Annotated in this window: 12 protein-coding genes; all 12 read left to right on the forward strand. The window is 71.9% G+C overall.

Annotated elements, in window-relative coordinates:
* Nucleotides 1–70: 70 nt before the first annotated feature.
* The 12 genes from alaS to nusB all read left to right on the forward strand — a co-directional run bounded on the left by alaS (nucleotide 71) and on the right by nusB (nucleotide 11,785).
* Nucleotides 71–2,728 (forward strand): alanine--tRNA ligase, encoded by a 2,658-nt coding sequence (gene alaS, locus ACOWU6_RS09165; RefSeq protein WP_421075483.1) that lies wholly within the window; start codon nucleotides 71–73, stop codon nucleotides 2,726–2,728.
* Nucleotides 2,725–3,192, forward strand: a complete 468-nt coding sequence (ruvX, locus tag ACOWU6_RS09170) for a Holliday junction resolvase RuvX (protein WP_421075484.1) — start codon at nucleotides 2,725–2,727, stop codon at nucleotides 3,190–3,192. The genes alaS and ruvX overlap by 4 nt, the downstream gene beginning before the upstream one ends.
* A gap of 8 nt (nucleotides 3,193–3,200) precedes the next feature.
* Nucleotides 3,201–4,532 (forward strand): endolytic transglycosylase MltG, encoded by a 1,332-nt coding sequence (gene mltG / locus ACOWU6_RS09175; RefSeq protein WP_421075485.1) that lies wholly within the window; start codon nucleotides 3,201–3,203, stop codon nucleotides 4,530–4,532.
* Entirely contained in the window at nucleotides 4,525–5,382 is an 858-nt protein-coding gene (locus ACOWU6_RS09180) for a shikimate dehydrogenase family protein (protein ID WP_421075486.1), read from the forward strand. The genes mltG and ACOWU6_RS09180 overlap by 8 nt, the downstream gene beginning before the upstream one ends.
* A 5-nt stretch (nucleotides 5,383–5,387) precedes the next feature.
* Complete coding sequence (gene aroC, locus ACOWU6_RS09185; protein WP_421075487.1) at nucleotides 5,388–6,599, forward strand: chorismate synthase; 1,212 nt, start codon at nucleotides 5,388–5,390, stop codon at nucleotides 6,597–6,599.
* Nucleotides 6,583–7,164 (forward strand): shikimate kinase, encoded by a 582-nt coding sequence (locus ACOWU6_RS09190; RefSeq protein WP_421075488.1) that lies wholly within the window; start codon nucleotides 6,583–6,585, stop codon nucleotides 7,162–7,164. The genes aroC and ACOWU6_RS09190 overlap by 17 nt, the downstream gene beginning before the upstream one ends.
* Complete coding sequence (gene aroB / locus ACOWU6_RS09195; RefSeq protein WP_421075489.1) at nucleotides 7,161–8,282, forward strand: 3-dehydroquinate synthase; 1,122 nt, start codon at nucleotides 7,161–7,163, stop codon at nucleotides 8,280–8,282. Before ACOWU6_RS09190 ends, aroB begins: the two co-directional genes overlap by 4 nt.
* 55 nt (nucleotides 8,283–8,337) lie before the next feature.
* The gene (locus ACOWU6_RS09200) at nucleotides 8,338–9,129 is read left to right on the forward strand and encodes an ABC transporter substrate-binding protein (RefSeq protein WP_309299952.1); all 792 of its coding nucleotides are present in this window, start codon (nucleotides 8,338–8,340) and stop codon (nucleotides 9,127–9,129) included.
* Nucleotides 9,130–9,141: 12 nt separating this feature from the next.
* A complete protein-coding gene (locus tag ACOWU6_RS09205; RefSeq protein WP_421075490.1) occupies nucleotides 9,142–9,936 on the forward strand; it encodes an amino acid ABC transporter permease in 795 nt (264 codons plus the stop codon).
* A gap of 17 nt (nucleotides 9,937–9,953) precedes the next feature.
* Nucleotides 9,954–10,733: an amino acid ABC transporter ATP-binding protein gene (locus ACOWU6_RS09210; protein WP_421075491.1), complete on the forward strand. Its 780-nt coding sequence runs from the start codon at nucleotides 9,954–9,956 to the stop codon at nucleotides 10,731–10,733.
* Between the two features lie 70 nt (nucleotides 10,734–10,803).
* Complete coding sequence (gene efp / locus ACOWU6_RS09215; protein ID WP_271171786.1) at nucleotides 10,804–11,364, forward strand: elongation factor P; 561 nt, start codon at nucleotides 10,804–10,806, stop codon at nucleotides 11,362–11,364.
* Between the two features lie 10 nt (nucleotides 11,365–11,374).
* Nucleotides 11,375–11,785: a transcription antitermination factor NusB gene (gene nusB, locus ACOWU6_RS09220; RefSeq protein ID WP_271171787.1), complete on the forward strand. Its 411-nt coding sequence runs from the start codon at nucleotides 11,375–11,377 to the stop codon at nucleotides 11,783–11,785.
* Nucleotides 11,786–11,787 lie beyond the last annotated feature (2 nt).

Genomic DNA, 11,787 nt, shown 5'->3' on the forward strand with positions numbered 1-11,787 from the left:
CCTCGACGTTCCCGCGGCCGCCCGATCGGCGGCCGCTTTCGCACGTACAGCAAGGACGAATCCCCACCTCATGAAGACCGCGGAGATCGCGCAGCGCTACCTCGACTACTTCGAGAAGAACGACCACACCATCGTGCCCTCGGCGTCGCTCGTGAGCGACGACCCGTCGATCATGTTCACGATCGCGGGCATGGTGCCGTTCATCCCGTACCTGACGGGAGTGGTGCCCGCACCGTACCCGCGCGCGGCCGATGTGCAGAAGTGCATCCGGACGAACGACATCGAGGAGGTCGGCAAGACCGCCCGCCACGGCACGTTCTTCCAGATGCTCGGCAACTGGTCGTTCGGCGACTACTTCAAGGAGGGCGCGATCGCGTACGCGTGGGAGCTCCTCACGACGAGCGAGGCGGATGGCGGGCTCGGGTTCGCCGAGCGCGACCTGTGGGTCACGGTGTACGAGGACGACGACGAGGCCGCCGCGCTGTGGCGGAAGGTCGCCGGCATCCCCGCGGAGCGCATCCAGCGACTCGGACGCGCGGACAACTTCTGGACGACCGGCCAGCCAGGACCGGCCGGACCGTGCTCGGAGATCTACGTCGACCGGGGCCCCGCCTACGGCCGCGACGGCGGCCCCGCGGTCGACGACAGCCGCTTCCTCGAGATCTGGAACCTCGTGTTCATGCAGAACGCGATCGAGAACGTGCGGTCCAAGACCGAGTTCGACATCGTCGGCGAGCTGCCGAAGAAGAACATCGACACGGGCATGGGTCTCGAGCGCGTCGCGTTCCTCAAGCAGGGCGTCGAGAACATGTACGAGACCGACCAGGTGCGTCCCGTGCTCGACCGCGCGGTCGAGCTCTCCGGCCGCCGCTACGGGGTCGACCACGGCGACGACGTGCGCTTCCGCGTGATCGCCGACCACGTGCGCTCGTCGCTCATGCTCCTCAGCGACGGCGTCACGCCCTCGAACGAGGGTCGGGGCTACATCCTGCGCCGGCTCATGCGGCGCACGGTCCGCTCGATGCGCCTGCTCGGCGTCGAGGAGGCCACCTTCCCCGCGCTCTTCGAGGCGTCGCGCGACGCCATGAAGGCCGGCTACCCCGAGGTCGAGGCCGACTGGCAGCGGATCTCGTCGTACGCCTTCGCCGAGGAGGAGACCTTCCTGCGCACGCTCACGGCGGGCTCGACCATCCTCGACACGGCCGTGTCGAAGACGAAGGCGGCCGGCGGCACGACGCTCGCGGGCCCCGAGGCGTTCCTCCTGCACGACACCTACGGCTTCCCGATCGACCTCACCCTCGAGATCGCCGAGGAGGCCGGACTCGGCGTCGACCGCGACGCCTTCGACGCGCTCATGCAGGAGCAGAAGCAGCGCGCGAAGGCCGACGCCCGCTCCCGCAAGCGCGCGATCGCCGACGTCGGCGTGTACCGCGAGTTCCGCGCGCTCGGCGAGACCCGGTTCACGGGGTACACCGATCTCGAGACCGAGTCGACCGTGCTCGGCGTGCTCGTCGACGGCCTCAGCGTGCCGCAGGCGCTCCAGGGGCAGATCGCCGAGGTCATCCTCGCGGAGACCTCGCTGTACGCCGAGTCGGGCGGACAGGTCGCCGACAAGGGCACGATCGTGGGCCCGGGCTTCGAGCTCGAGGTGCTCGACGTCCAGCGCCCGGTCGCGGGCCTCGTGAGCCACACGGTCGAGGTCACGCGCGGCGAGGTCGGCGTCGGCCAGCCCGCGACGACGGTCGTCGACGCGGCGAACCGCCGCGCCGCGACGCAGGCGCACTCCGCGACGCACCTCGTGCACGCCGCGCTGCGCGACACGCTCGGCAAGGGCGCGACGCAGGCCGGCTCGCTCAATCGCGCGGGATACCTCCGCTTCGACTTCACGTGGGGGCAGGCGCTGAGCCCCGCCACGCGGAGCGAGATCGAGGAGATCGCCAACAACGCCGTGCGGGACAACCTCGAGGTGACCACGCGCGTGCTGTCGCTGGACGAGGCGAAGGCCGCGGGCGCGATGGCGCTGTTCGGCGAGAAGTACGGCGAGAAGGTCCGGATGGTCGACATCGGCGGACCGTGGTCGCGCGAGCTCTGCGGCGGCACGCACGTGTCGACGTCGGCGGAGGTGGGGCTCATCAGCATCACGGGCGAGTCCTCGGTCGGCGCGTCCAACCGCCGGGTCGAGGCCCTGGTCGGGCTCGACGCGTTCCGCGAGCTGACCGCCGAGCGCGCTCTCGTGAACGAGCTCACGGCCGCCCTCAAGACGCCGAAGGAGCAGCTGCCGGCGCGGGTCTCCGAGCTCGCCGCCGCCCTCAAGGCGGCTGAGAAGCGGATCGCCCAGTTCGAGGCGAAGGCCCTCGCCGAGCGCGTGCCGGCCCTCGCGGACGCCGCGGTGCGCACGGGCGCCTACCGGGTCGTCGCGGAGTCCCTCGGATCGGTCGGCTCGCCCGACGACGTGCGCGCCCTCGTGACGCAGGTGCGCGACCGGCTCGGGGCGGATGCGGCCGTGGTGGCCCTCGGCGCCGAGGTGTCGGGACGGCCCGTCGTCATCGTCGCGACCAACGAGGCTGCCCGGAGCGCCGGCGCGAAGGCCGGAGCGCTCGCGAAGGCCGCGGCCGCCGCTCTCGGCGGCGGCGGAGGCGGGCGCGACGACATGGCGCAGGGCGGCGGCGCCGACGCGACCGCCCTGCCGGCCGCGCTCGACGCGGTGCGCGCGGGTCTCGCTGCATGACCGGGTTCCGCCGGGGCGTCCGCCTCGGCGTCGACGTGGGGAAGGCGCGCGTCGGCGTCGCGCGGTGCGACCCCGACGGGATGCTCGCCGTGCCGGTCGAGACCGTGCCGCGCGACGACCGCTCGATCGCGCGGCTCGTCGAGCTCGCGGCCGAGCACGAGCCGGCCGAGATCGTCGTCGGGCTCCCGCTCAACATGCGCGGCGACGACACGCCCTCGACGCAGGACGCACGGGACTTCGCCGCCGAGCTCGCGACCGCGCAGGCGGCGCCCGTGCGCATGGTCGACGAGCGGCTCAGCACCGTGAGCGCTCACACGGCGCTGCGGCAGTCCGGCCGATCCCAGAAGGGGTCGCGTAGCATTGTCGACCAGGTCGCCGCGGTCGTGCTGCTGCAGCACGCGGTCGACACGGAGAAGCAGACGGGGGTCCCCCCCGGGATCGCCGTCCGCACCGGTTTGGAGTAGACATCCGCATGCCCGATTCCCCCGATCCCCGCGCCGAGCGCGCCCTCACCCGGCGCGAGCGCCGTGAGCGCGAGCTCGCGGCGGAGGCGCGGCGCAAGCTGCCCAGCGCCGCGGCGCACGACGTCGCGGGCGCCGCCGCGCCCCTCGCCGCTCCGGCCCCCGAACGGCAGGCGGCGGAGCCCGCACCCGAGGACCGGCGTCCGGCCGGCCTCGAGGACCTGTTCGCCCCCGAGCACGCGGAGCGCCCGGCGAAGCGCAGGGGAAGCCGGCTCGGCTGCCTCATCTCCGCGCTCATCGTCCTCCTCCTGCTCGGCGGCGTCGTCGCGGGCGGTCTGTGGGTCTGGAGCGCATACGGCGAGCGCATCGCGTCGGTGATGGGATGGGACGGCCCGCACGACTACGAGGAGGGGCAGGCGACCGGCGAGGCGCTCGTCACGATCTCCGAGGGCGACACCGGAGAGGCCATCTCGCAGACGCTGCACGAGGCCGGCGTCACGCTCGAGAGCGACTCCTTCTACCGCCACCTCATCGAGACCGGCGACGAGACGACCTTCCAGCCCGGCGTGTACCAGCTGCAGAGGAAGATGACCTCGGCTGCCGCGCTCGAGGCTCTGAACGACCCCGCGACGCGCCTCGAGAACACGGTGCTCATCACGGAGGGCAGCTTCGCCGCCGACGCGCTCGAGAACATCGCGGAGGTCACCGACATCCCGCTCGAGGAGCTCCAGGCCGCGGCGGAGGACTACACGCGCTTCGGCATCCCCGAAGAGGCGCCGAGCATCGAGGGATACCTGTTCCCCGCGACGTACACGTTCGATCCCGACGCGACCGCGGACGACGTCATCCGCGTGCTCGTGGACGAGATGTTCGAGCGCCTCGACGCACAGGGCGTCGCGCCCGAGAACCGCTTCGAGATCCTCACGATGGCCGCGCTCGTGCAGCGCGAGGCCGGCGGCGAGGACGACATGCCCAAGATCGCGCGCGTGTTCTACAACCGCGTCGAGCAGGGCATGCTCCTGCAGTCCGACGCGACGGTCGCCTACGGCGCCGACAGCACCCACACCGTGTGGACGACCGACGAGCAGCGCGCCGACGCGTCGAACCCGTACAACACGTACGTGCACGAGGGGCTGCCCGCAGGACCCATCGGCCTCCCCGGCGAGGCCGCGATCGCCGCGGCCATCTCGCCCGCGGAAGGGGACTGGCTGTACTTCGTGCCGGTCGACCTCGCCACCGGCGAGACCGTGTTCTCGAGCACCCTCGCCGAGCACGAGGCCGCCGTGGCACGCCTCCAGGAGTGGTGCAGGGCGAGCGAGGAGAACTCGACCTACTGTGAGTGAGATCCGTCTCGAGGTCTGGGGCGACCCGATCGCGCACAGCCGCTCGCCGCAGCTCCACGGGGCCGCGTACCGCGTGCTCGGGCTCGACTGGGTCTTCGAGCGGCGGCGGGTCTCCCGCGACGCGTTCGACGCCGCTCTCGCGGAGCGCGCATGGCGCGGTCTCGCCGTGACGATGCCGCTCAAGGAGCAGGCGCACCGCGCGGCGGCGTGGCGCGGGCGACGCGCCGAGCTCACGGGCGCGGTCAACACGTTGTTCTTCGGCACGCCGTCACCCGACCTGCCGGGCATCGCGCAGTGGGACGGCGAGGGGCCGCTCGGGTTCAACACCGACGTCGGCGGGATCGTCCGCGCGCTCGACGAGCTCGGCATCAGGCGGCTCGAGACCGCGCGCATCGCGGGGGCGGGCGCGACCGCGTCCTCCGCGCTCGTCGCGGTGGGGGAGATGGGCGCGCGTCGCGTCGACGTCGTCGCCCGCAGCGCCGAGCGCGCGGCGCCGCTCGTGGCGATCGGCGAGCGCGCGGGGATCGACGTGCGGGTGTCGTCGTTCGACCATCCGCACGCGCCGGTCGACCTCACCATCGCGACGCTCCCCGGCGGGGCGGAGCTGCCCGGTGCGCAGGCCGACCGCCTCGCGGCGGCCGGAGGGCCGCTCTTCGACGTGGCGTACGCGCCGTGGCCCTCGGCGCTCGCCCGACGCTGGGCGGACGGCGATGCGCACTCGGGTCTCGGGATGCTGCTGCATCAGGCGGTTCTGCAGGTGCGGATCTTCACGACGGGCGACCCCGAGGCGCCCCTCGACCGCGAGGACGAGGTCGTGGCCGCGATGCGCTCCGCGCTCATGGGAGACTAGTGGCCATGCTCCGCGTGCTGACCGCCGGCGAATCGCACGGCCCCGAACTCATCGCCATCATGGAGGGACTGCCCGCAGGCGTCCCCGTCACGGCCTCCGCCATCCAGGAAGACCTGCAGCGCCGCAAGCTGGGCTACGGGCGCGGATCGCGCATGAAGTTCGAGCAGGACGAGCTGTCGATCTCGGGCGGCATCCGCCACGGCCTCAGCATGGGCAGCCCGATCGCCCTGCGCATCGGCAACACCGAGTGGCCGAAGTGGACCGAGGTGATGAGCGCGGAGCCCGTCGAGCTCACCGAGAAGTCGCGCGGGCGCGGCGCCCCGCTCACCCGGCCGCGCCCCGGGCACGCCGACCTCGTGGGCATGCAGAAGTACGGCTTCGACGAGGCACGGCCGATCCTCGAGCGCGCGAGCGCCCGCGAGACCGCCGCCCGCGTCGCACTCGGCGCCGTGGCGCGGTGCTTCCTCGCCGAGCTGGGCATCCGCCTCGTGAGCCACACGCTGTCGATCGGCCCCGTGCGCGTGCCGGAGGACGCGCCGCTGCCCGCGCCCGACGACGTCGCAGCGCTCGACGCGGATCCGCTGCGCTGCTTCGACGCGGACACGAGCGCGCGGATGGTCGCGGAGGTCGATGCCGCCAAGAAGGACGGCGACACGCTCGGCGGCATCGTCGAGGTGCTCGCGTACGGTCTGCCCCCGGGGCTCGGCTCGCACGTGCACTGGGACCGCCGCCTCGACGCGAAGCTCGCGCAGGCGCTCATGAGCATCCAGGCGATCAAGGGCGTCGAGGTCGGCGACGGCTTCGAGACCACCCGGCGCCGCGGGTCGCAGGCGCACGACGAGCTGTTCGCCGGCGACGACGGCATCGTGCGCGGCTCCGACCGCGCGGGCGGCACCGAGGGCGGGATGTCCACGGGCACGGTCCTGCGCGTGCGGGCCGGCATGAAGCCGATCGCGACCGTGCCGCACGCGCTCCGGACGATCGACGTCGCGACCGGCGACACCGCGTCGGCGCATCACCAGCGCTCCGACGTCTGCGCCGTGCCGGCTGCCGGCGTCGTCGCCGAGGCGATGACGGCGATCGTGCTGGCCGAGGCCGTGCTCGAGAAGTTCGGCGGCGACTCGGTCGCCGAGACGCGCCGCAACCTCGAGGCCTACCTCGCCGCGATCCCCGAGACGCAGCGCACGGCCGCCCTCGCGCATGACGCCGTCCTCTGACGGCCACGCGGCAGGCGCGATCGTCTTCGTCGGCCCCATGGGCGCCGGCAAGTCGAGCCTCGGCAAGCGCGTCGCGCGCGCGCTCGGTCTCCCGTTCACCGACACCGACACCGCGATCGTGCGCGCGCATGGCCCGATCGCCGAGCTCTTCGCGCGCGAGGGCGAGGCGCGGTTCCGCGAGATCGAGCGCGAGGCCGTGCGCACGGCGCTCGAGGGGGGCGGCGTCGTGGCGCTCGGGGGAGGCGCCGTCCTCTCCGCCGAGACGCGCGAGCGCCTGCGCGCGCACCGCGTCGTGCTCCTGACGGTCGATGAGACCGCGATCGCCCACCGCATCCGGGGGCACAAGCGCCCGCTGCTCAACGGCGACGTCGATCCGGTGGCCGAGTGGGCGCGCATCCGCGCCGAGCGCGAGCCCCTGTACGCGGAGGTGGCGGACGCCGTGTTCGACACGTCGCGCGGCCCGACCCAGCGCACGGTCGAGCGGATCGTGGCGTGGCTGCGCGGCGACGAGCCGGCCGACGACGAGACGACAGCGCGCGCGGCGCGCACGGAGGAGGAGTCATGAGCGACACCGTGATCAGCGTGGCCGGCACGCCAGGGTACGACGTCATCGTCGGCAGCGGGGTGCTCGCGCGCCTCGGCGAGGTGCTCCCGCCGGCTGCGAAGAAGGTGCTCGTCGTGCACCAGCCCTCGCTCGGGGCGCGCGCGGAGGAGCTGCGCGAGCGCCTCATGGGCGACACGGTGCGCGAGGTCCTCCTCGCCGAGGTTCCCGACGCGGAGCAGGCCAAGCGCGTCGAGGTCGCCGCGTTCTGCTGGCAGATCATGGGCCAGGCCGACTTCACGCGCACGGACGCGGTCGTCGGGCTCGGCGGCGGCGCCGTGACCGACCTCGCGGGCTTCGTGGCGGCCACGTGGCTGCGCGGCGTCGACGTCGTGCAGATCCCCACGACCGTGCTCGGCATGGTCGATGCGGCCGTCGGCGGCAAGACCGGCATCAACACCGCGGAGGGCAAGAACCTCGTCGGGGCGTTCTGGGCGCCCCGCGCCGTGCTGTGCGACCTCGACCTGCTCGCGACCCTGCCGCAGAACGAGGCCGTCGCGGGATTCGCCGAGGTCGTGAAGGCCGGCTTCATCCGGTACCCGGAGATCCTCGACATCGTCGAGGCCGATCCAGCCCGTGCGACCGACCCGTCGACCCCCGAGTTCCGCCGCTGCATCGAGCTCGCGATCCGGATGAAGGCCGACGTCGTGGGGGAGGACTTCCGCGAGTCGGGCGTGCGCGAGACGCTCAACTACGGCCACACCCTGGGCCACGCGATCGAGCACGCGGAGCGCTACCGCTGGCGGCACGGCGCGGCCGTCTCGATCGGCATGATGTACGCCGCCGAGCTGTCGCGACTCGCCGGCCGGCTCTCGGATGCCGCCGTCGACCGCCACCGCGCCATCCTCACCGCGCTCGGGCTGCCCACGACGTACCGGATGGGCGCGTGGACGCAGCTGCTGGCCACCATGCAGCGCGACAAGAAGGCGCGCGCGGGCATGCTGCGGTTCGTGCTCCTCGACGACATCGGGAAGCCGACGGTCGCGCAGGCGCCGGACGAGTCGCTCCTCTTCGCGGCATACCAGGAGATCGGCGAGGAGGACGCGGGTCGCATCCTCCAGGCCGGCCGACCCCGTGACTAGGATGGCCCAACAGCACCCGAGAGTCCCTCTCGTCACCCAGAAGGAAGGCGTCGCGATGATGCAGCTCCGCTCCCGTGCGATCACCGCACTGCTCGTCACCGGCACGGCCGGCCTCGCCCTCGCAGGATGCGCCTCCGGCGCCGGCGAGGAGCCGGCCGAGGAGGGCGGCGTCTCCCTCGTCGAGCCCGGCACGTTCACCGTCTGCTCCGACATCCCCTACGAGCCGTTCGAGTTCATCGACGACAACGGCGACACCGTCGGCTTCGACATCGACATCGCCAACGAGATCGCGGCCGACCTGGACGCCGAGCTCGAGGTGATCGTCGACTCGTTCGAGTCCATCCAGTCGGGCCTGTCGTTCGACAAGTGCGACGCGGCGATCTCCTCGATCTCGATCACCGAGGAGCGCAAGGGCAACATGGACTTCTCCGAGCCCTACATGGACGACGACCTCACGCTCATCGCGAGCGCGGACTCCGGCATCACCGACCTCGAGTCGGCGGTCGGCAAGCAGGTCGGCGTGCAGTCGGGGACGACGGGCGAGGCGTACGCGCAGGAGAACGGCATCTCGCCGATCGGCTTCGAGAACGCCGGCCTCCAGCTCGAGGCGCTCAAGGCCGGGACGGTCGACGCCGTGCTCGGGAACGTCTCGGTCCTCGCGTACGGCGTGAAGGACGAGGAGGGCTTCGAGCGCGTGGCCGACTTCGAGACCGGCGAGAAGCTCGGCATCGCGGTCGAGAAGGGCGACACGGCGCTGCTCGAGGTCGTGAACGGCACCCTGCAGCGCCTGACCGAGTCCGGCGAGCTCGACGAGCTCAAGGCGACCTGGTTCGGCGAGGGCTCCTAGGCGGGGCGCCCGATGGCACTCACCGCACGCCAGCGCGCGCGGACGGCGCAGTACGTGCAGGCCGGGGTCTTCGTCGCGCTGATCGTCGTCCTGGCGATCGTCATCGACTGGCCGCGGATCCTCGACTCGTTCTTCGACTTCCCGGCCGTCGCGGGGATGTTCCCCGGGATCATCCTCGTCGGGCTCAAGAACACGATCGTCTACACGATCGTGTCCTTCGCGCTCGGCCTCGCGCTCGGGATGCTCCTGGCGCTCATGAAGCTGTCGTCGTTCGCGCCGTACCGCTGGATCGCGACCGCGTACATCGAGTTCTTCCGCGGCATCCCCGCGCTGCTCGTGTTCATCGCCTTCGGGTTCGGCGTGCCGGCCGCGTTCCCGGGGACGCGCTGGCCGACGATCCTCGTCGTGATGCTCTCGCTCGGGATCGTCGCCGCCGCGTACATCGCCGAGACGCTCAGGGCGGGCCTGCAGGCCGTCCCGCGCGGCCAGTACGAGGCCGCGCGGTCGCTCGGGATGCCCGGATGGCGCGCGATGCTCACGATCGTCATCCCGCAGGCGTTCCGGATGGTGCTGCCCCCGCTGACGAACGAGTTCATCCTCGTCACGAAGGACACGTCGCTCATCTACGTGATCGGCCTCGCCGCCGAGAGCTTCGAGCTCACCAAGCTCGGCCGCGACGGCATCCTGCAGTACGGCGCCGGCATCACCCCGCTCGTCGTCGCGGGCGCCATGTACCTCATCATCACGCTGCCGCTCAGCCAGCTGTCGCGGCGCTTCGAGTCGCGCTCGGCGCGGACCAGGCGATAGACGTCGGAGGACGAGACATGACCGGCACATCCGAGAACGCCGCGCAGTTCGGCGTCGTGATCCGCGGCCTGCGGAAGTCGTACGGCTCGAACGAGGTGCTCAAGGGCATCGACCTCGAGGTCGCTCCCGGGGAGGTCGTGTGCCTCATCGGGCCGTCGGGCTCGGGCAAGTCGACGCTGCTGCGCTGCGTCAACCTCCTCGAGGAGCCGACCGGCGGCGCGATCGAGGTCGGCGGCCGCGAGGTCACCGACCCCGACCTCGACATCGACGAGCTGCGCCGCCACGTGGGGATGGTGTTCCAGCAGTTCAACCTGTTTCCGCACCTCACGGTGCTCGAGAACTGCACGGTCGCGCAGCTCAAGGTCCTGCGGCGGCCGAAGGCGGAGGCCGAGCGCATCGCGCAGGCCAACCTCGACCGCGTGGGGCTGGGCGCCCTCGCGGGACGGTACCCCGACCAGCTGTCGGGCGGCCAGCAGCAGCGCGTCGCGATCGCGCGATCGCTCTCGATGGACCCCCACCTCATGCTGTTCGACGAGCCGACATCGGCTCTCGATCCCGAGACGGTCGGCGACGTGCTCGCGATCATGCGGCAGCTGGCCGACGACGGCATGACGATGCTCGTCGTCACCCACGAGATGGAGTTCGCGCGGGTCGTCGCGGACCGCGTCGTCTTCATGGACGGCGGCGTCGTCGTGGAGGAGGGCCCGGCGGCGCAGGTGATCGGCAGCCCGCAGACCCCGCGCATGCAGGACTTCCTGAAGCGGGTCATCCATCCGACGCACGTCGATCTGAACTAGGATCTTCTCTCGGCCCGTCCGCGGGCCCTGAGTTCTCTCGACGAATCCACACGAACGGATCACTACGCACATGGCATCCACCGCAGACATCAAGAACGGCGTCGTCCTCGCCATCGACGGACAGCTCTGGAGCGTGGTGGAGTTCCAGCACGTCAAGCCCGGCAAGGGCGGCGCGTTCGTGCGCACCAAGCTGAAGAACGTCGTGTCCGGCAAGGTGGTCGACCGCACGTTCAACGCGGGCGCCAAGGTCGACATCCAGAACGTCGACCGCCGCGACTTCACGTACCTCTACAACGACGGCGACTCGTTCGTCTTCATGGACGCGACGGACTACGACCAGATCAACGTGCCGGCCGCCGTCGTCGGCGACGCGTCGAACTACCTGCTCGAGAACCAGCTCGTCACGATCGCGCTGCACGACGGCCAGCCGCTGTACCTCGACATGCCGGCGTCGGTCGTGCTCGAGATCACGTACACCGAGCCCGGCCTGCAGGGCGACCGCTCGTCGGCCGGCACGAAGCCCGCGACCGTCGAGACGGGCGCGGAGATCCAGGTCCCGCTGTTCCTCGAGACCGGCACGAAGGTCAAGGTCGACACCCGCACGGGCGACTACCTCGGCCGCGTGAACTGAAGCCGCGCGAGTGAGCGCACGCACCAAGGCGCGCAAGCGCGCCCTCGACATCCTCTTCTCCTCGGACGTCCGCGGCGACGCCCTCGAGGTGACGCTCGCCGCGGAGGCGAAGCGCGCGGCGGGGGAGCCCGCCCGACAGGCGTCGTGGCTGTACGCGCGCGACATCGTCGACGGCGTGATCGACCACCGCGACGAGATCGACGAGCAGATCACGACGCACAGCCGCGACTGGAGGCTCGAGCGCATGCCCGCGGTCGACCGGGCGCTGCTGCGCATCGGCACGTGGGAGATCCTCTTCAACGACGAGGTCCCGACGGCCGTCGCGATCGACGAGGCCGTGGAGCTCGCCAAGGAGCTCTCCACCGAGGAGTCCGGCGCCTTCGTGCACGGCGTCCTCGCGCGCATCGCGCGCTCGAACTGACC

It is taken from the genome of Microbacterium sp. SA156 (genome assembly GCF_049065455.1).
Lineage (GTDB): Bacteria > Actinomycetota > Actinomycetes > Actinomycetales > Microbacteriaceae > Microbacterium > Microbacterium barkeri.